This window comes from Crossiella sp. CA198, assembly GCF_052078295.1.
Taxonomy (GTDB): Bacteria; Actinomycetota; Actinomycetes; order Mycobacteriales; family Pseudonocardiaceae; genus Crossiella.
Map to the genome: position 1 here is coordinate 133,260 of NZ_JBQJIM010000026.1, position 18,912 is coordinate 152,171.

Below are 18,912 nucleotides of genomic sequence, written 5' to 3' on the forward strand. Positions count from 1 at the left end.
TGCGGAACGGAACAAGTCGGCGAACAGGCGAGGAGGTCGGCCCCGTGTACCAGCAGGACCCGAACCCCACGGGGTCGTTGTTCGTCTCCGCGCTGCTCGCCCTGCTGCCGCTGGTCGTGCTGCTGGTGCTGCTCGGCGTGTTCCGCTGGAAGGCGCACTGGGCCGGACTGAGCACGCTGGCGCTGTCCCTGGCCATCGCGGTGATCGGCTACTCGATGCCGGTCGGGCTGGCGCTCAACTCGGCCGCCTACGGCGCCGGGCAGAGCGTGCTGGTGGTCCTCTGGATCACCTTTAACGCGATCTGGATCTACAACCTGACCGTGCACAGCGGGCACTTCGCGGTGCTGCGGCGGGCCTTCAGCTCGATCAGTGACGATCCGCGCACCCAGGCGATCGTGATCGCCTTCTGTTTCGGCGCCCTGCTGGAAGCGCTTGCCGGCGGCGGCGGACCGGTCGCGATCTGCTCGGTGATGCTGATCGCGCTGGGCGTGAACCCGCTCAAGGCGGCCACCCTGTCCCTGGTCGCGGACACCGCGCCGGTGGCCTTCGGCGGCATGGGCAACCCGATCACCGTGCTCAGCTCGGTCACCGGCCTCTCCGCCGACGCCTACGGCGCGATGGCCGGCAGGCAGGTCTCCATCCTGGCCGTGCTGGTGCCGTTCCTGCTGGTCTTCATCGTCGACGGCAAACGCGGGCTGCGCGAGGCGTGGCCGGTGGCGCTGGCCGCCGGCCTGTCCTTCGGCATCACCCAGTTCGTGGTCTCCAACTACATCTCCTACCGGCTCTGCGACATCATCGCCGCGATCGTCTCGGTGGGCGCGGTGCTCGTGGTGACCAGGCTGCGCCGGTCCGCGCCGGTCCCGGTCACCGTGGGCGGTGGCGGTAGCGCGGACGAGCCCGAGCAGCCGGACTCGCGGCGGGACGTGGCCACCGCCTTCGCCCCCTACGCGATCATCGTGGCCATCTTCTCGCTGGCCCAGTTCGACGCGGTGAAGGCGTTGCTGGCCAAGGCCACCTGGGTGTTCCAGTGGCCGGGCCTGCAGGTGGCCAACGCCAGTGGGAAAGCGGTCTCCACCACGTACACCTTCAACATCGGCGGCGCGACCGGCACCCTGCTGCTGATCTCCGGGCTGTTGTCGCTGCTGGTGCTGCGGGTCTCCCCGGTCAAGGCGCTGCACATCTACGGCCGCACCATCCGCCAGTTCGGCTGGGCGATCCTGGCCATCCTCAGCGTGTTCGCCCTCTCCTACGTGATGAACCTGTCCGGCCAGATCATCACCCTCGGCGTGTGGCTGGCCGGCACCGGCGCGTTCTTCGCCTTCCTGTCCCCGATCGTCGGCTGGTTCGGCGTCACCATCACCGGCACCGACGCCGGAGCCAATGCCCTCTTCGGCGGGTTGCAGACCACCGCGGCCAACCAGGTCGGCGCCTCGCCGATCCTGTTCGGCGCGAGCAACTCCTCCGGTGGCGTGATGGCCAAGATGATCTCGCCGCAGAACCTGGCCATCGGCACCGCCGCGGTCGGCCTGGTCGGCAAGGAGGGCGACCTGTTCCGCCGGGTCTTCGGCTGGAGCCTGTTGCTGCTGCTGGCCATGTGCGTGCTCAGCTACCTGCAGTCGACCCCTGTGCTGGGCTGGATGGTTCCGTAACCAGCCCCCTTGAACCCTGGGCGCCACCCTTTCCCTGTGCGGCAATTCCCCGAGAGGACAACGATGACAGCGCTATCCCGACGTGTGCTGCTCACCGGAGCGGCGGCGACCGCCGGAGCACTGGCCATGCAGCCAGGTGCGGCGCTGGCCGCCGCGGGCGCTCCGGCCGGACCAGCCTTCGCGCCGAACCCGGCCCGGCTGCGCCAGACCCTGGACTACGCGGTCGCCAAACTGCGCCAGACCGCGCCGACCGTGGCCACCTTCCCCGAGGAGACCAAGTTCGAGAAGTGGATCCCGGTCAACGACGGCGGCTGGGTTGGCGGCTTCTGGCCGGGCCTGCTGTGGCTGGGGTTCGTGGACAGCCGCGACCCGCAGTTCGAGAAGTGGGCCAGGGAGGCCGCGCTGCGGCTGACCCCGCGCATCCCGGACACCGGCACCCATGACATGGGCTTCCTGTTCTACCCGTCCTGGGTGACCGCCTACCGGCTCACCGGGGAGGCGTCCTGGCGGGACGGCGCGGTGCGCGCGGCGGAATCGCTGAGCAAGCGGTACAACACCGCGGGCAAGTTCATCCGGGCCTGGGGTTCGCTGGGCTCCACCGGCAACGCGGGCCGCACCATCATCGACACGATGATGAACCTGGACCTGATGTTCTGGGCCACCGAGGTCACCGGGGACGGCAAGTACGCCGACATCGCGGCCAACCACGCCCGCACCACGATCAAGCACTTCATCCGCCCGGATGGCTCGACCCCGCACGTGTTCGACTTCGACCCGGTCAGCGGCACCGCGGTGGGCCCGAACACGGTGCAGGGCTACAGCGCCACCTCGACCTGGGCCCGCGGTCAGGCCTGGGGCATCTACGGTTTCGCCACCACCTACCGCCGCACCGGCGACCGCCAGTTCCTCAACGCGGCGACCAGGATGGCCGACCACGTGCTGCCCTACCTGGCGGAGAGCCCGGTCCCGATCTGGGACTACCGCTCCCCGCTGGCGCCCCACGACATCCGTGACTCCTCGGCAGGCGCGATCACCGCCTGCGGGCTGCTGGACCTGGCCAAGATCACCGGCAATGCCAGGTACCAGACCACCGCGCTGACCGTGCTGGACGCGCTGTCCCGCACCTGCCTCACCACCAGGTCCGACCGGCATGACGCGGTGCTGGCCCGCGGCACCAAGAACCGCAGGGCGGAGAACGGCATCGAGGTGTCACTGCCCTACGGCGACTACTACCTGATGGAGGCCATCCTCCGGGTGCTCAAGCCCAGGGAGATCGCCAAGGCCATCGGCCTCTGAGTCACCTGATCGCGTTGCCCCGTCAGCCGCGCTGGCGGCGGCGGGGCAACGCGGCCACCACGATCACCCCGCACAGCAACAGGATCATCCCGGTCCACAGCAGCGGCACGGTCTGGTACGCGGCGCTGGTGTAGGCCAACGGCGGCGGCCTCTCCTTACCCTGCGGCGCGGGTGCGGGCGCGGGCCCAGGCGAACTCGGCGCGGGCGTGATCGCCTTGCACACATACCCACCCGCGGGCGCCGCGGCCCGAACCACCTGTTCTCCCAACGAGATCTGCACCAGCGAGGTCGGCAAACCGGGCAGCTTCAACGCATCCGTCGGCAGCAGCTGCAGATCCAGCAGCCTGGCCACCGCACCCACCGCCGCCCCGTCCCGCTTCTCGTTCACCTGCGCGATGGACAGCCGCAACACCCCGATGTCCAGCAGCTTCAGCGCATCCGCCCCCGGCAACGGCCCGCTCACCGGCACGTCCAGCTTCGGCGCGGCCGCGTCCAGCTTGCCGAGTTCCTTGCCACCACGGGAAACCCGCAACACCGGCGCCTCGTACCGCACCGTCGAGGTCTTCGCGTCCCCGGTCGAGGTCGCCACCAGCTTCGGCGCGCTGACCACGTCGATCCGCACCTCACCGGGTGTCCCGGCCAGCAACTGGATGCTCGCCACCTGCACCGTGGACGTGGCCTGCACCGCTTTCCCTTGCCGCCCAGGCACATCCACCAGCCGCACGGTCGAGCGCGCGCTCAGCGTGTCCGGCAACCGCAACAGCGACCCGCCGTTCAGCAGCCCGGGAATGGCAGGCAGCACGTTCACCGCGGACAAACTCGCCAGCGAGGTCCTAGAGTCCGCGATCGGCTCCACACAGGGCCCCAGCTTCTCATCCCACCGGGCATGCACACTGCCCTGCAACAACCCCAGCTTGACCAGCGCGTCCAACGGCGAGGCCGGCGGCGTCAACCCACCCGACAGCGGCTCCGGATTGTCCGGAATCGCCAGCTGTGCCAACGATCCCGGCAACCGAGGCGCCCGCCCGTTCACCGCGAACCCGAACGGCGAGGACTCCGCGATGGCCCGTTCGAAGGACTGCACCGCCTGCGAGTTCACCTGCGCCGAAGCCAGCCCCAGCCCCAGTTCCCCGGCCGCCTGCTTGGGCAACTTCTTCTCGTCCTCATCGGTCAGCCCAGGCGAGTTCGTCTGCACCGCCCCCGGCAACACCCGGATGATCCCCAGCCCGGTCCCGGCATCGGCCACCAGCGGCGGGAACTTCGGCGCGTTCGGATCACTGATCCCAGGCCCATTCGGATCCACCGGCGAGGGCACCGGCGTGGTCGGCGGCGGCGCCGCCCCGGCCACCGGCCCCAGCGCGAGCAACACAACAGCAGGCACAGCACAAACAACGGCTAGGCGGCGTGCACGCATCAGGCCGGGCCCTCCTCGCGGTGTCACGGGCGATCCGGTCAGTGAGACCGGCGTCACGCATGGCCTAACGAGACGGGTACCAACGGGTAACGCGGCGTACCGCTTTCGCTGCCCACCGGGCCGGGTTTGGGGAGGCAGGCGAGCTACCGCTAGACTCTGTCGCGTCTTGCCGCCTTAGCTCAGACGGTAGAGCAACGCACTCGTAATGCGTAGGTCAGGGGTTCGATTCCCCTAGGCGGCTCAGCGAGCAGAAACCCCAGGTCATCTCGCATGACCTGGGGTTTCTCGCGTTCCGGGCAGGTTCTGTCGGTGCTGTCGGGATGATGGCGGGGTGACTTCAACGATCACCCGCTGCGAGCGATGTGACCTGCCGACCGGCCAGTGCCCGCACACCCGCCGCCGGGTCGTGGTCCGGGCCGAACCGGATCTCATCCTGGTCAGCCGGACCAACACCGCGCACCTGCCAGGGGCCTGTCACCACGACGCCCCGCCGGACTACCGGGGCTGGGGTGAGATCCGGGGGGTGCCGCGGGCGTGGGAGCGGTTGGGCAACGCCGAGCCGATCGCCGCGACGGGTGGGGACAACCCGTCGCGGGTGGCGGACAAGCGGTGCCGGCACTGTGCCAGTTCCTACTGAACCAGCTGGTCAGCCCATCGACTTCTGGCCGTCCAGGGACTCGCGGATGATGTCGGCGTGACCCGCGTGCTGGGCGGTTTCGGCGATCAGGTTGGTCAGGACGCGGCGGGCGGTCCAGGAACCCTTCTCGAACCACGGTTCCTCGGGGAGGGGGTGGGCGAGGTCGAGGCTGGGCAGGGTGGCGATCAGGTGGTCGGTGCGGGCGGCCACCTCGGTGTAGCGGTCCAGCAGGGCGGCCAGGGTTTCGCCCGGTCCAGGGGTGAAGGTGTCGGACCAGGCGCCGTCGGGTTTCTCTTCCCAGTACATCCGGTAGGCGCCGTGTTCGATGAAGTTGGTCCAGCTCACCTCCGCGCCGGTGACGTGCTTGATCAGGCCGGCCAGGGTCAGTTCACTGGCCGTGGTGCGCTGATTGGCCTGCTCGTCGGTGAGGCCCTGGGTGGTGTGGCGGAGGAAGTACCGGGCACTGGCGAACGCGGCCAGGAGGTCGGCGCGCTCGCCCGTGGGCTTGGTCTCGGTCATCGGCTCAGCCCATCGACTTCTGGCCGTCGATGGTCTCGCGGATGATGTCCGCGTGACCCGCGTGCTGGGCGGTCTCGGTGGCGATGTGCGCGAACACCCGGCGGGCGGACCAGGACTTGCCGGGCTCGAACCAGGGGGCCTCGGGGAGCTTGTGCGCCACGTCCAGGCTGGGCAGGGTGGCCAGCAGTTCGTCGGTGCGGGCGGCGACCTCGGCGTAGCGGTCCAGCAGGGTGGCCAGCGGCTCGGTGACGGTCCAGAGCGCGTGCCAGTCCGCCTCGTCGAAGTCCATCGCGGACGGGCCCTCGACGATGAACCTGGCCCAGGACGACTCGGTCTCGGCCACATGCTTGATCAGCTTGGCGATGGTCAGCTCGCTGACCGTGGAGTTCTGGTTGGCCTGCTCCTCAGTGAGGTTCTGCGCGGTGTTGCGGAGGAAGAAGCGGGCGTTGCCCAGTGCCTCCAGCAGGTCGGCGCGCTCGCCGGTCAGGGTGGCGTCGGTGCTGGTCAGCTCGGTGCTGGTCATCGGTTTTGCCTTCCTCGGTGGGCTGCTGGGGACTACGTTATGAGGCGTATAGGTCAGCTACGGTCCTATTTCCGAACCGGATTCCGGGAAATTTTCGGGAGGGGGTACCAGAGGGTATGAGCACCGCGGAAGGAACTGAAGCGATCGGCCGCAGGCTGCTGGTCTCGCTGGCAGCGGGACTGGGGCCCGGCCTGCTGTTGTTGCTGGTGGACGTGCTGCTCACCCGGCAGCTGATCTGCACGAACCAGGGCTTCAACTGCCTCGGCGTGGCCCTGCTGGCCATCCCACTGGCGGTGGCTCTCGGGGTGGGGCTGGCCTGGCTGGTGCTGTACCGCGCCCGGGTCGAGCAGGGCTGGCGGATCGCGCTGATCGGACCGGTGGCGGCCTGGGCCATCGCCAGGGTGCTGTCCGGGATGCCGCTGCCGCAGTCGGCGTTGTTGCTGCTCTACGGCATGCTCGGCTACCTGGCCGCCGGGTTCGTCACCGCGCCGAGGGTGGCCTGGCCGTGGCGGGCCGGAGTCGGGCTGCTGCTGCTCGCGGCGGCGGTGCTGCCCGGCCTCGGCTGAGCGCTCAGGGCAGCAGGCGGAAGTGCAGGCAGACCACCTGGGTGTCGTCCGCGACGCTCGCGCCGCTGTCGGTGAAGTACCGGGTGTGCACCTCCCGCCAGTGCTCGACCGAGCGGAAGTCTTCACCCTCGGCCTGGGCGAAGTCCCAGTCCACCGCGGCGAAGGGCACCACCTCGACCTTGGTCACCTCGACCGTGCCGATCCGCCGCTCCTGGCTGTCCACCAGCGCCAGCAGTTCGCCGATGTGCTCCAGCGGCTCGCCCTCGGCCTGGTAGTCGGCGCCGAGCAGGCCGGCGGTGGCCTGTTTGTGCCCGCCCAGCACGCGTTCGTTGAGCCAGTCGCGCATCTCGCCGGGGGTGCCGAGGCCGAGCACCCGCTGCCCATCGAGGCGGTCCCAGGCCATCTCAGTCCGCCGCCCGCTTCGCCTTGGGGCGCAAGCGGATCCCGGTGATCGCGTGCCGGTCCACCGCGGTGATCTCCAGCGTCCACTCGGCCAGCTCCACCCGGTCGCCCGGCTGGTCAGGGATGCGCCGCAACGCGATCAGGGCCAGGCCGGCGATCGTGGTGTAGTCGCCCTCGGGCGCGTCGCTCAGTTCCACGCCCAGGTCGATGAGGTCGTGCACCGGGAAGGTGCCGGGCAGCAGCAGGGCGCCGTCCGGTTCGGCCTGTACGGCCATGATGTCCCGGTCGGTCTCGTCGTAGATCTCACCGACGATCTCCTCCAGCAGGTCCTCCAGCGTGACGATGCCGTCCACCGCGCCGCGTTCGTCGACCACCAGGGCGAACTGCTGGTGGGTGGCCTTGAACTGGCGCAGGGCGTCGGAGACGCGCAGGGAGTCCGGGAAGATCGTGGCCGCGCGGGTCACCTCCAGCACGGTGGTGCTGTCATCGAGCAGCTCACGCAGGTGCACCATGCCCGCCACGTCGTCCAGGTGCCCGGAACGCACCACCGGCGCGCGCGAATGGCCGGAGCCGGCCAGCATCCGGCGGGCCTCCTGCACGGTGGCATCAGCGGGGACGACGAAGACGTTGCGCCGCGGCACCAGCACGTGCCGGAGCAGCCGCTCGTGGATCTCCAGCGCGCCGGTGATGATCATTCGCTGCTCGGCGTTGAGTCCACGGTGCCCGGCCACCAGATCGCGTAGTTCCTCCGGGCTGAGCTGTTCGGACCCGGCCTCCGGGTTGCCGCCGAACAGGCGCACCACCACGTTGGTGGACCGGCTCAGCGCCCAGATCGCCGGGCGGGCGATGGTCGCGATCAGATCCAGCGGGCGGGCCACCAGCATCGCCCACCGGTGCGCGTACTGCATGGCCAGCCGCTTGGGCGCCAGCTCGCCGAAGACCAGGGTGAAGAAGGTCAGCACCAGCGTCACCAGCGCCACCGCCAGCGGACCGGCCGCCTCCCCGGCGAAGCTCAGCGCCGGGACCAGCGGCTGGGCCAGGGTCACCGCGGCGGTGGCCGAGGCGAGCGCGCCGGAGAGGGTGATCGCCAGCTGGATCGCGGCCAGGAACCGGTTCGGGTCCCTGGTGAGCCGGATCAGCACCCGCGCGGTGCGGCCGCCGCGACGTTCGAGCTGCCGCAACTGCCCTTCCCGCAAGGAGATCAGCGCGATCTCACTGCCCGCGAACAACGCGTTGACCAGGATCAGGAACGCGACGAGCGCGAGGTTCAGCCAGTAACCGTCCATGGTGGCGACCACAGTAGTGCCGTCGCACCGGCGGCCAGGCGCGCACCGCGAACAACACGCCCAGCGCGGCCAGGCCACCGAGTACGGCGAAGGTCAACGGCCCCGGCCCGAGCAGCCCGGCGAGCAGGTAGGTCACCAGCCAGGCCGCGTGCGAGAGGGTGAACTGGGCGGCGAAGAGCCCGGCCCACCCATCCGGCGACCCGGACCGGCGCACCAGCCGTCCCACCGGCGTCTGCACCACCGCCCCGGCCGCGCCGAGCACCGCCCACAGCACCAGCAACGCGGTCAGCCCCGGCGCGAACGCGAACCACAGCGCACCCAGCCCGAGCGTCCCGGCCAGCGCCGAACCCCCGCCCAGCAGCACCGCCCGGTCGGACACCGCGCGCAGTGTGCGCGGCAGCACCAGCGCGGCCAGCACCGACCCGGCCCCGTAGCAACCCAGCGCCACCGCGACCGCCACCGCCGTGCCGCCGAAGCGGTCCCGCACCAGCACCACGGTGTTCACCAGCACCAGCGCGCCACCGGCCGCGGTGGCCAGGTTCAGCCCCAGCAACGCCCGAAGTGCCGGTGTGCCAAGGAAAGTGCGGAGCCCGCCGGTCCGGCCGCGGCGGATCTCCTTGCGTGGCAACACACTCCCGGCCACCAGCAACGCCGAGGCCAGGAATCCCAGCGCGGTCCCGAAGAACAGCTCGACCGGCGTGAGCACCAGCAGCAACCCGGCCGCCAGCACCGGCGACAGCAGCGCCTCCAACTCGAAAGCCAAGCGGGACAACGACAACGCCTGCGTGTAGTCCCGCTCATCGGTGAGCACCGCGGGCACGGTGGCCTGGTAGGTCGGGGTGAACGCGGCCGCCGCCACCTGCAACAGCACCACCAGCGCGTAGACCTGCCACAGCGCGTCCACCAAGGGCAGCACCCCGGCCACCACCGCGCGCAACACATCCATCGACACCAGGAACGCCCGGGTGGGCACCCGCGCCGCCACCGCGGTCACCACCGGCGCGACCAGCACGTACGCCGTCATCTTGATCGCCAGCAACACCCCGAGCACGGTGCCGGCCTCGGCCCCGGCCAGCCGGTAGGCCAGCAGGCCGAGCGCCACCGTGGCCAGCCCGGTGCCCAGCAACGCCAGCACCTGCGCGGCGAACAACCGACGGAAGACCGGGTTCGCCAGTGCGCTCATGGCGGCACCGTAGGCGCGCGCCACACGCTGCGACAACGCCGCAACAGCCGCACCCTGGCAACAGCGAAACCCTGGCACAACTGGGGAAAGTCCGGATATGGTGGGTTTGCGCGGTGTCGGGGGGCATGGGGCGCGCATCATCTTCTGTGGGGGAAGACCACCTTGACCACGTTCGGCTTTTCGCGCCGGGCTGGGGCACTCACCGCTGGACTCGCGCTTGGCGCGGGCCTGCTGGCGCCCTTGGCCCATGCTGACCAGACCAGTGCCACCAGCACGCCACCCGCCACCAGCAGCGCCACCCCGTCGGCTGTCACTCCGTCGCCAACACCGCCGACCACGGCGCCCTCGAGCGCCACCCCTTCGGCCACCACGCCGGTCACCACCAGCAGCAACCCGGCCAAGAAGGAGGCTGCCGACCAGCCGGATCTGCGCATCACCGCGGAACTCCCGGTCACCGGCGACCTGGTCAACGGCCAGCAGTTCAAGACCAAGGTCACCATCACCAACGCGGGCAAGGGCGTGGCCCGCTCGGTGCGGGCCACCGAGGTCTCGGGCAGCTCGCTGGAGGCTTACGGCTGGGGCGAGTTCGAGATGTTCCTGCCTGGCGGAACCATCGAGCCCGGCGCCTCGGTCACCCTGACGCCGGAGACCAAGGTGCACTGGCGGCCGGAGAACAACACCAGCACCAAGTTCACCGTGACCACCGACAACGAGGCGAATCCGGCGGACAACAGCACCACGGTGACCTACCGGATCGTCCCGCCCACCACCAAGGGCGACATCGCCGGTGTGCTCTACGGCGACCGCAACGGCAACCGCGAGCGGGATCCGGGCGAGGAGCTGGGCGGGATCAAGCTCATCGTCTCCGCGGCCAGCGGCGCCGAGAGGTTCGAGGGGCGCACCGACGCGTCCGGGCGGTTCGGTTTCCCCGGCCTGGTCGCCGGGGCGTACTCGCTGGACTTCCAGGACCTGCCTGACGGCTGGGTGCTCCCTGACAACCCGACGGTCCTGGTGGACGGCACCGAGCGCAGCACGAAGGTCGCGGTGCGCGCGGTGCGGCCGGAGACCGATGTGCTCACCGCGACCATGGCCTTCACCAAGAAGTCCTACCGGGTCGGCGACCAGGCCCAGGTCCGGCTCACCCTGACCAACAAGGGTGACAAGACGCTGACCGACATCGAGTCGGCCTGCAACCGCAGCGGCGATGGTCCGCACATCGGTGGCGGCTACGAGTGGCAGCCGCTGCCCGGCGGCAAGCTCACCCTCAAGCCAGGTGAGAGCCGGACATTCCAGCCGACTGGCAAGGTGCCGGATTCGGCGGGCAAACTCGGCTACACCTTCGCGGCCTGTGACTTCGGCCGGGCGGGCACGCCGGAGAGCGGCCGGGCCGAGGCGGCCACCCAGGCGCGGGTGCCGGGGGAGAAGGGCAGCTCCTGGGGCTACGTCTACCACGACAAGAACGGCGATGGCCGGCGCGAAGACGACGAGGGTCTGGCCAACGTCAAGATCGGGCTGATCGACCCGGACACCGGCAGGCAGGTCACCACCGCGGTCACCAACAGCACCGGCCGGATCGAGTTCACCAACATCCCGGTCGGCGGCTACCGCCTGCACATCTACGGGCCGTGGACGGTGGCGGAGATCTCCAGCGGACTCGTCACCGTCTACGCGCCGCCCTACAGCGGCAACGGCTGGCAGGCCAAGGTCAAGCCGGGCACCCAGCTGCCGGACCCGGCGCCCGCCGGGGACCCGGCCGACCCGGAGCCGCAGCCCGCTCCGGTCAAGAAGCTGGCCAGCACCGGCGCGGACGTGACCGGCCTGGCCGGGATCGGTTTCCTGGTGCTCGCCGGCGGGGCCGCGCTGGTGTTCGCGGTGCGTCGCCGCCGGGTCACCGGCTGAGGTGCTGCTCGCCTCCGGGTTCCCGACCGGCCCGGAGGCGAGCACTATGCGGGGTATGCACCCGGAAGCCGACGAGCACGCGCTGGCGCGCGGTCAGGCCGTCGCGCTGCTGCTCGCGTTGCGGGCGCACGAGCTGGACCGGACCCGGCAGGTGCTGGCGGAGAACGCGCGGGCCGGGCGGGGCAGGCTGGTCGAGCTGCTCTACGTGCTGGTGCGCGGGGTGGCCGCGATGCTGCACGAGGTGGGCTGGGACATCGCGGGCACGCTGGCGGTGCGGCTGGAGTCGCGGCCGGACCTGGTGCCGGTGGACGCCGAGGTGGAACAGGCGCGGGCGCTGGTGCTGCGGGCCGTGCAGCTGGAGGCCGACGGGGACGCGGCCGGGGCGGAGCGGATCGTCGGGCAGGTGGTGGACGCCGAACCGAGCGTGGTCCTGGTGTGGGGACTGGTCACCGCGGCTGAACTCATCGAGCAGTTGCTGGTGGTCTGCCGGGACCGCGGCGTGCCCGTGCCGACCTGGCTGGAACCGGCCGGATAACTGTGCGTAATGCGTTCTATTGTGCAAGATTCACCTGGACAGGCTATGTACTCCGGTACGCTCCGCTGTCCATAACAGACCCGTAGTGTTCTGGATCACTCTCGTTATGTGGATCTCTCCTCGGCAGAGCGGTTCTGCGCTACGCTTTGCTAGTCGTAGTCAGCTTTGCCTTGAGCGCCCGTGGGCTTATGACCACGGGTTTTGTTGTATGCCGAACCCTTCGGGGAAAGGGCGGATCTTGACTGCGGCCACGCCTCCAACCTGGGCGTGAGATCGGCCCTGCAAGGAGAGAAAAATGGCTTCTGGCACTGTGAAATGGTTCAACAGCGAGAAGGGCTTCGGCTTCATCGCGCAGGACGACGGCGGACCGGACGTGTTCGTGCACTACTCGGCGATCGTCGCCAAGGGCTACCGCTCGCTGGAGGAGAACCAGCGGGTGGAGTTCGAGATCACCCAGGGTCCGAAGGGCCCGCAGGCCGACCAGGTCCACACAGTCTGAGCTTTGTGGTTCTGATCTTCCTTTAGTCACACCCACGAATGGCCCGCACCACTCGGTGCGGGCCATTCGTGTCTGCGTCAACTACCGCCTGTATTGATTCCGTGCGCAAGATCACCCGCGCGGACCCTTGCGGTTAACCGTTTACCTGCGCTAAGTGCACCCATTTGGGTGATTACGCAGCGGAGCTTCGAGGCGAAGACTCCCCGCATGCGTGCTGACCTCGAAGAACATCTAACGGCCGTACCGCGGCGACTCCGTCTGCGGCATGGCGAGGCCACCCACTTGCTCGACGGACTACTCGGACCGGGGGAACGGGTCCGCGCGGCGGTGGCCGGGATGCTCGCCGGGGTCGGGCCGGTGCTGGTCGTCGCGACCAACCGCCGGGTAGTGGCGGCCGGTCGCGACGGGTGGAACCTCTCGGTGCTCTACTCGCAGATCTCCAGCGTCGACTCGGGTGGCTGGTTCGGGCACACCGTGGTCATCCAGTCCGCGGGGACCGTCTACGCGGTGCGCTCCAGCCGGGCCACCCAGCTCTTCACCGCCACCGTGCAGGCGGGCATTCCCTCCGGCGCGCCCACCGCGCGGCTGGCCACGGCCATCTAGGCCACCGCCTTCGCCGATGGCAGTCACCGGCTAGGCGGGCAGCTCCCCGATCACATGCGGCACCAGTCCGGCCAGGCGGCGGATCGAATCGGTGTCCAGTGCGATCGGCTCGCTCTGCCCGGCCAGCCGGTGGTTGCCGTGGAAGGTCACGTCCTCCTCACCCTGCAGGGCGACCAGCACGCAGCCGGGCACGTACAGCCACTGTGACCCGGTCGCTTCGTGCCGGATCAGCCGCGGGCCGCCCATGGGCCATCGACGCAGCTCGTCGACTGCTTGCTCTAATCGGATCAGCCGGTCCCGGTCGGACTGCTGGAACTGGTCCCCGTTGATCCACTGCGCGACTCCCGCCCGGAAGCCGTCCATATCGCCGGGCCAGCCGGCCGGGTCGATCTTGCGAGTGGGCGCCCACTCCTTGTGCGCGATCGCCCGGTCGACGGCCAGGCGCAGGTGGCGGAGCAGCACGGCGACCCCTCGCGGGTAGACGTCGAGCTGCGCCTGCGTCCAGTCGCCGCGTCCGGTGGACTCGGCCTCGATGCCGATGATGTGGTTGTTGCCGTTGTCCCGGCCGCACCACGCGACGTAGCCCGCGCCCGCGTGATAGGCGAGCCCGGCCGCGATGACGTACCAGGTGCCGTCCCGGGCCAGGCCCAGGTTGGACAGCGGTCCGGCCAGTCCTGGCCTGCCGTTGACGACCACGTCCAGCGACGGGAAGTTCCCGATCGCCGGTCCGGCCGTGTGGTGCATCATCACGCCGCGGATGTCCGAGACGTTGCCGTGGCCGCGGTCCTGCCAGCCGGCCACTTCCTGCACGGACAGCCCGGCCTGCCGGAGCACGGAGGCCATCCAGGTGAGTGCGTGAGCCATGGTGATCACCCCAAGCTCAACAAGAGTTGATAACAGAGAGTTACTAATTGGATGCGCTCGGTTATCTCTAGGGTGTGGTGAAAAAAGCACCTGGTCTAGCGCCAAGTGGGTGACTAGTCGACCAGCTCCAGCGTGACCAGCTCGTCGGTCGGCGCGGCCACCACCTGGGCGCCGCCGCGGAAACGCACCACCAGGTCCCCCGCCGCGGTGGCCGCGGTGCCGGAGACCTGACCGACCGGGCCCAGGCTGCCGTAGAGCCGGGCCCACTGACCCGGTCGCAGCACCGAGGCGAGCACCGCAGGGCCCGCGCTGAACCGGGAGGCCGGTTGCAGCCAGGTGGTCACCAGCTGCCAGCCGCCGAAGCCTGCCACCAGGCCGATGGCCAGGCCCAGCCAGCCCAGCACCGGGGTCAGCACAGCGATCCCGGCCAGTCCGCTGAGCAGTGCCGAGGGCACCGGGCGGCGGCCAAGCAGCAGCCAGCCGGTGGTGCGCACGGTGCCGTCGGGGCACAGTCCGCGCGGGGTGCGGCCGTCGGGCAGTCGCGGTGGCTCGACCTCGCCCGGTGGGCGTTCGCCGAGCACCTCGGTGACCAGCAGCGGGTCCACCGGCAGGGTGTGCGCGCACTCCGGGCACACCAGCAACAGGCCGGAGCCGTTGCGGATCGGCCGCAGCTCGCCGTGTCCGATCGGACAGCCGTAGGCCCGGTCGGGCTCTCGCTGCCATTCGATCAGCGCGGTGACGGCCGCGTCGTCGGGCTGCTCACCGGTCACAGGCAACCCCGTCGCCGTCCTTGTCCAGCTCCGGGCGGTACCCGGGCTGATCGCGCAGCAGCGGCGCCTTGCCGGCCTTCCGCACCTGCGCGCAGTTCTTGTAGAAGGGCGCGTCCGCGGTGCTCGTCGGCGCGGGGGTGTTGCTCGGCGGCGGTTCGGCCGTGGTCGGCGGGGCCTGGGCGGTGGAGCTGCTGCTCGGCGCGGCGGCGCTGGTCGTGCTGGCGCGCTGGCAGGCCGCCAGCCAGTCGGCGAGCAGGCTGGCGTACTCGTGGCCCGCGGTGAACACCCTGGCCGCCGGGCGGGAGTTCTCCTCGCGCAGGTCGAGCAGGCCGACCTTCTTGCCCAGCAACTCCTTCTCCGCGAACCGGGCCGCGTCCCCGGCCGCGCAGCCGGGCTGGGCTCCCGGTTGCGGCGTGCCCACCACCTGCACGGTCACCGGCGAGCCGCTCTCGTCGGTGCCGGTGATGGTGCGCGCGTCGAGCACCTTGGTCACCGTCAGCACCCGGCTCGGCCAGGCCGGGGTGCGCCCGGCCACCGGCGGCGCGGTGATGCTCGGGGTGATCTCACTGGAGGTGCCCAGCGGCTGCACCACGCCACCGGCCAGCGGATCGGGTTGCTCAGTCGGCAGCACCGGCAGTGAACCGGCCGCGCTGATGAGGGCCACCGTGGCCAGCGTGCCGCCGGTGGTGCTGAGCAGGCGCTGCCAGGTCGCCGCTCGCCACCACCAGCGGCGCAGCGTGGAGGCCCTGGGCAACTCACTCATCGCTTCTCCCGGCGGACTCGACTTGGCTCCGGGCAGTTCATCACTGTTCACCTGCCGTGACAATCCTCGCACTGTCGGCAGCCTCGAATGGGTAGGTATCGCGCAAAAAAGCCGGACCCGGACACGCATCGCGTGCCAGGCCCGGCCTTGATCCCGCGGCTGGGCGGGAAGGGCGCTACTTCGAGTGCGGCTTGAGGGTCCAGATGATGTCCAGCGCGCCGGTCACCACACCCTCGGCGTTGGTGATCTCCACGTGCACCGGGATCTCCGGGCGGGTGCCCGACTCCAGCTCGGCCACCGCCTCCGCGGCCGGCCTGCCCAGCGTGGCGGTGGCGGTCAGCGGTCCGAGCGCGAGCTTGTAGAAGCCGATCTGACCCTTGGTGGGCAACGGGATCGCGATCGCGAGCTGATCGGCGAAGGCGGCCAGCACCAGCGCGCCGGAGGCGGTCTCGGCCACGCCGAACATCATCGCCGCGTGCGGTCCGCCGACGTGGTTGCGCAGTTGTTCGGCATCGCCGAGGGCGGCGACCACCCGCTCTGGAGTGGTCTCGGTGAACTCGATGCCGACGGTGCGCACCCACGGCACGACCTGCTTCATCAGGTCGCCGACCTGGCTGGTGTCCACGCTCATACCCGGCATGTTACTCACGGGTAACCGAGTTTGGGAAGTGCCGGAACAACCCGCAGCGGCCGCTGGTTGGGCTGAAGGTGCTGATCGGCGAACTGTCCGCGCGCACCGGGGTCAGTCCGCGGTCGCTGCGCTACTACGAGAAACAGGGCCTGCTGATTCCCGGGCGCTCGGTCAACGGCTACCGCGAGTACCCCGAGTCCGCGGTGCGAACCGTCGGCGTGGTGCGCAGGCTGATCGAGGCCGGACTGTGCACCGGGACCATCGCGCGGGTGCTGCCGTGTGTGCGCGCCGAGGGCGCCGCGGTGGTGCCGTGTGCCGGACTGGTGGCCGAACTGGCGGCCGAGCGGGCCCGGATCACCGCCCAGCTGACCGAGCTGTCCCGCTCCCGCGCGCTCCTGGACGAGGTCATCGCCGCAGCTCAGTGATGGTCCGCGCACGCTGAGTGCGGAGATCCAGGTCACCGCAGAAATAGTTTGCGAAATAAGAGTTCTCGTCGCATGCTTGTATGCAGCAACTAATTGGATGATGCAAGCAACTAGAGGGATCGACATGGACGAGACGGGACTGGCCCAGGCCAACGAGATCGGCATGGCCCTGGTCCGGCTCAACCGCGCGACGGCGTGCATGGCGGCGCAGAGCGCCAAACTGGGGATCGACAAGACTTCGTTCACTCTGCTCGCCACGCTGGTGCACACCGGGCCGCTGCGGTCCAGCGCGCTGGCCGAAGCCGTCTACTCCGATCCATCCACGATCAGCCGTCAGGTGGCCCAACTGGTCAAGGACGGCCTGGTCGAACGAACCGCCGACCCCCTCGATGGCCGGGCCACCCTGCTGGCCGCCACCGAGTCCGGGCGTGCGTTGTTCCTCCGGCATCGCGACCGGCGCAACGAGATGATCGCCAGCATGGTCTCCGGCTGGCCGCCGGAGGACCGGCGGCAGTTCGCCACCCTGCTGCATCGCTTCGTGGGCGCCTACGAGGAACACATGCCCGGCCTGATCGCCGAACTGGTCGACTACGCCCGTTCGGGAGTGGAGAAGTAGATGTCAGACACCCCAACCGCTCCGGTCGCCAGTGGCCTGAGCCATCGCCAGATCATGGCCATCATGTCCGGTCTGATGATGGGCATGTTCCTGGCCGCCCTCGACCAGACCATCGTCTCCGCGGCCATGCGCACCATCGCCGACCAACTGCACGGGCAGACCGTGCAGGCCTGGGCGACCACCGCGTACCTGATCACCGCGACCATCTCGACCCCGCTGTACGGCAAGCTGTCCGACATCTACGGCCGTAAGCCGATGTACCTCACCGCGATCTCGCTGTTCCTGATCGGCTCCGCGCTGTGCGGGGTGGCGAACTCGATGTACGAGCTGGCTGCCTTCCGCGCCGTGCAGGGCCTGGGTGCCGGTGGCCTGATGTCCCTGGCGCTGGCGATCATCGCCGACGTGCTGCCGCCCCGGGAACGCGCCAAGTACCAGGGCTTCTTCATGGCCGTCTTCGGCATCTCCAGCGTGGCCGGTCCGGTCGCGGGCGGCTTCTTCGCCGGGCTGAACGAGTTCATGGGCATCGACGGCTGGCGCTGGGTCTTCCTGGTCAACCTGCCGCTGGGCATCGCCGCGCTGATCGTGGTCACCAGGGTGCTCAACATCCCGCACAACCGGGTCAACCACCGCATCGACTTCCTCGGCGCGGCCTCGCTGGCCGTCGGCCTGGTGCCGCTGCTGATCGTGGCCGAGCAGGGCAGGCAGTGGGGCTGGGGCGACCCGCTCACCCTGGGCCTGATCGGCCTGGGCATCGCCGGGCTGGTGGCCTTCGTGCTGGCCGAACGGCGGATGGGCGATGAGGCGCTGCTGCCGCTGCGACTGTTCCGCAGTTCGGTGTTCAGCCTGGGCAACCTGCTCAACTTCATCATCGGCATCGGCATGTTCGGCGGCCTGCTCTCGCTGCCGCTGTACCTGCAGATCGTCAAGGGCATGAGCCCGACCGAGTCCGGCCTGATGATGCTGCCGCTGACCTTCGGCATCCTCACCGCGAGCATGTACAGCGGCACCCGGACCGCGAAGACCGGGCGGTACAAGACCTTCCCGATCGTGGGCATCGGCCTGATCGTGGCCGCGCTGCTGCTGTTCAGCACCATCGGCTTCAGCACCCCGCTGTGGCTGAGCGCGATCTACATGGTGCTGATGGGCGCCGGGCTCGGGGCCTGCATGCAGACCCTGGTGCTGGCGGTGCAGAACGACGTGCCGCCCTCGGACATGGGCGTGGCCACCGCCTCGGTGACCTTCTTCCGGCAGATGGGCGGCACCATCGGCGCCGCGGCCTTCCTGTCCATCCTGTTCGGGGTGGTCGGGGACCGCATCGCCAGTGCCCTGCGCAGCGCCGCGCTCACCCCGGAGTTCCTGGCCGCGGTGCGCGATCCGGCGGTGCTGGCCAACCCGGCCAACAAGCCGGTGCTGGACATGATGGCCAACGGCGGGGTGGGCGCCCCGTCGCTGGATGACACGTCCTTCCTGATCCACCTCGACCCGCGGCTGGCGCGGCCGTTCCAGGACGGCTTCTCCTCCGCGATGGACACCGTCTTCCTCACCGGCGCGCTGGTGATGCTGGTGGCCTTCGTGGTGGTCTGGTTCCTCAAGGAGAAGCCGCTGTCCAACCAGTCCGGCATGCAGCGCCGGGCCCAGGAGGAGCACGCGGCCGCCGCACTGGCCGGCTGATCGATCCCACCACGACGACGGCCCCGGGCGCGCTGGGCGGTTTCAAGGGGTCGTTGCAACACCGCTGTGGTTTAGGCGGTGAGTAGATCACGCAGACGCTCGGCTGGGGTGGCCCAGCCGAGCGTTTTGCGTGGACGGCCGTTGAGTTCCTGAGCGACGTG

21 protein-coding genes and 1 tRNA gene are annotated in these 18,912 nt (G+C 69.9%); 12 read left to right on the forward strand and 10 right to left on the reverse strand.

Going from position 1 to position 18,912, the window contains the following annotated elements:
- The first annotated feature begins 44 nt into the window (after positions 1–44).
- On the forward strand, positions 45–1,649 hold the full coding sequence (locus tag ACTOWY_RS35645; RefSeq protein ID WP_441313998.1) for an L-lactate permease: 1,605 nt from the start codon (positions 45–47) through the stop codon (positions 1,647–1,649).
- A gap of 63 nt (positions 1,650–1,712) precedes the next feature.
- A complete protein-coding gene (locus ACTOWY_RS35650) occupies positions 1,713–2,945 on the forward strand; it encodes a glycoside hydrolase family 88 protein (protein ID WP_441313999.1) in 1,233 nt (410 codons plus the stop codon).
- A gap of 22 nt (positions 2,946–2,967) precedes the next feature.
- Here the strand turns inward: ACTOWY_RS35650 and ACTOWY_RS35655 are convergent, their stop codons facing one another.
- Positions 2,968–4,326, reverse strand: coding sequence for a hypothetical protein (locus ACTOWY_RS35655; protein WP_441314000.1), 1,359 nt, complete (start codon positions 4,324–4,326; stop codon positions 2,968–2,970).
- 201 nt (positions 4,327–4,527) lie between these two features.
- Here ACTOWY_RS35655 and ACTOWY_RS35660 point away from each other — a divergent pair.
- A tRNA-Thr gene (locus tag ACTOWY_RS35660) sits at positions 4,528–4,600 on the forward strand.
- Positions 4,601–4,690: 90 nt separating this feature from the next.
- The gene (locus ACTOWY_RS35665; protein ID WP_185001273.1) at positions 4,691–4,996 is read left to right on the forward strand and encodes a hypothetical protein; all 306 of its coding nucleotides are present in this window, start codon (positions 4,691–4,693) and stop codon (positions 4,994–4,996) included.
- Positions 4,997–5,005: 9 nt separating this feature from the next.
- Here ACTOWY_RS35665 and ACTOWY_RS35670 read toward each other — a convergent pair whose 3' ends face one another.
- Positions 5,006–5,515 (reverse strand): DinB family protein, encoded by a 510-nt coding sequence (locus tag ACTOWY_RS35670; RefSeq protein WP_441314001.1) that lies wholly within the window; start codon positions 5,513–5,515, stop codon positions 5,006–5,008.
- Between the two features lie 4 nt (positions 5,516–5,519).
- Entirely contained in the window at positions 5,520–6,038 is a 519-nt protein-coding gene (locus ACTOWY_RS35675) for a DinB family protein (protein ID WP_441314002.1), read from the reverse strand.
- Positions 6,039–6,154: 116 nt separating this feature from the next.
- Here ACTOWY_RS35675 and ACTOWY_RS35680 point away from each other — a divergent pair, with 116 nt between their 5' ends.
- On the forward strand, positions 6,155–6,604 hold the full coding sequence (locus ACTOWY_RS35680; protein ID WP_441314003.1) for a hypothetical protein: 450 nt from the start codon (positions 6,155–6,157) through the stop codon (positions 6,602–6,604).
- 4 nt (positions 6,605–6,608) lie between these two features.
- Here ACTOWY_RS35680 and ACTOWY_RS35685 read toward each other — a convergent pair whose 3' ends face one another.
- From ACTOWY_RS35685 to ACTOWY_RS35695, 3 genes are read right to left on the reverse strand one after another with little or no spacing between them, the layout of a single operon-like run.
- On the reverse strand, positions 6,609–7,007 hold the full coding sequence (locus ACTOWY_RS35685; RefSeq protein WP_441314004.1) for an ASCH domain-containing protein: 399 nt from the start codon (positions 7,005–7,007) through the stop codon (positions 6,609–6,611).
- A gap of 1 nt (position 7,008) precedes the next feature.
- Positions 7,009–8,292, reverse strand: coding sequence for a hemolysin family protein (locus ACTOWY_RS35690; RefSeq protein ID WP_441314005.1), 1,284 nt, complete (start codon positions 8,290–8,292; stop codon positions 7,009–7,011).
- Positions 8,219–9,475, reverse strand: a complete 1,257-nt coding sequence (locus ACTOWY_RS35695) for an MFS transporter (protein ID WP_441314006.1) — start codon at positions 9,473–9,475, stop codon at positions 8,219–8,221. Before ACTOWY_RS35695 ends, ACTOWY_RS35690 begins: the two co-directional genes overlap by 74 nt.
- A gap of 240 nt (positions 9,476–9,715) precedes the next feature.
- On the opposite strand from ACTOWY_RS35695, the gene ACTOWY_RS35700 reads away from it, so the two are divergent.
- The 4 genes from ACTOWY_RS35700 (at position 9,716) to ACTOWY_RS35715 (ending at position 13,011) form a co-directional block, all read left to right on the forward strand.
- Positions 9,716–11,374 carry an MSCRAMM family protein gene (locus ACTOWY_RS35700; protein ID WP_441314007.1) on the forward strand — a complete coding sequence of 553 codons (1,659 nt, stop codon included), beginning with the start codon at positions 9,716–9,718 and terminating at the stop codon, positions 11,372–11,374.
- Between the two features lie 55 nt (positions 11,375–11,429).
- Positions 11,430–11,909 (forward strand): hypothetical protein, encoded by a 480-nt coding sequence (locus tag ACTOWY_RS35705; protein WP_441314008.1) that lies wholly within the window; start codon positions 11,430–11,432, stop codon positions 11,907–11,909.
- 295 nt (positions 11,910–12,204) lie between these two features.
- Positions 12,205–12,408 carry a cold-shock protein gene (locus ACTOWY_RS35710; protein ID WP_247761250.1) on the forward strand — a complete coding sequence of 68 codons (204 nt, stop codon included), beginning with the start codon at positions 12,205–12,207 and terminating at the stop codon, positions 12,406–12,408.
- Positions 12,409–12,690: 282 nt separating this feature from the next.
- Positions 12,691–13,011, forward strand: coding sequence for a hypothetical protein (locus ACTOWY_RS35715; protein ID WP_441314009.1), 321 nt, complete (start codon positions 12,691–12,693; stop codon positions 13,009–13,011).
- A gap of 30 nt (positions 13,012–13,041) precedes the next feature.
- Here the strand turns inward: ACTOWY_RS35715 and ACTOWY_RS35720 are convergent, their stop codons facing one another.
- From ACTOWY_RS35720 to ACTOWY_RS35735, 4 genes are all read right to left on the reverse strand, one after another.
- Positions 13,042–13,875 carry an N-acetylmuramoyl-L-alanine amidase gene (locus tag ACTOWY_RS35720; RefSeq protein WP_441314010.1) on the reverse strand — a complete coding sequence of 278 codons (834 nt, stop codon included), beginning with the start codon at positions 13,873–13,875 and terminating at the stop codon, positions 13,042–13,044.
- A 113-nt stretch (positions 13,876–13,988) separates the two neighbouring features.
- Complete coding sequence (locus ACTOWY_RS35725) at positions 13,989–14,645, reverse strand: hypothetical protein (RefSeq protein WP_441314011.1); 657 nt, start codon at positions 14,643–14,645, stop codon at positions 13,989–13,991.
- Entirely contained in the window at positions 14,635–15,408 is a 774-nt protein-coding gene (locus ACTOWY_RS35730; protein WP_441314012.1) for an excalibur calcium-binding domain-containing protein, read from the reverse strand. Before ACTOWY_RS35730 ends, ACTOWY_RS35725 begins: the two co-directional genes overlap by 11 nt.
- A gap of 175 nt (positions 15,409–15,583) precedes the next feature.
- On the reverse strand, positions 15,584–16,039 hold the full coding sequence (locus ACTOWY_RS35735) for a DUF4442 domain-containing protein (RefSeq protein ID WP_441314013.1): 456 nt from the start codon (positions 16,037–16,039) through the stop codon (positions 15,584–15,586).
- A gap of 77 nt (positions 16,040–16,116) precedes the next feature.
- On the opposite strand from ACTOWY_RS35735, the gene ACTOWY_RS35740 reads away from it, so the two are divergent.
- The 3 genes from ACTOWY_RS35740 (at position 16,117) to ACTOWY_RS35750 (ending at position 18,751) form a co-directional block, all read left to right on the forward strand.
- Positions 16,117–16,464 carry a MerR family transcriptional regulator gene (locus ACTOWY_RS35740; RefSeq protein WP_441314014.1) on the forward strand — a complete coding sequence of 116 codons (348 nt, stop codon included), beginning with the start codon at positions 16,117–16,119 and terminating at the stop codon, positions 16,462–16,464.
- A 124-nt stretch (positions 16,465–16,588) separates the two neighbouring features.
- Positions 16,589–17,080, forward strand: coding sequence for a MarR family winged helix-turn-helix transcriptional regulator (locus tag ACTOWY_RS35745; protein WP_247761261.1), 492 nt, complete (start codon positions 16,589–16,591; stop codon positions 17,078–17,080).
- Positions 17,081–18,751 carry an MDR family MFS transporter gene (locus ACTOWY_RS35750; protein WP_441314015.1) on the forward strand — a complete coding sequence of 557 codons (1,671 nt, stop codon included), beginning with the start codon at positions 17,081–17,083 and terminating at the stop codon, positions 18,749–18,751.
- Positions 18,752–18,912: the final 161 nt, after the last annotated feature.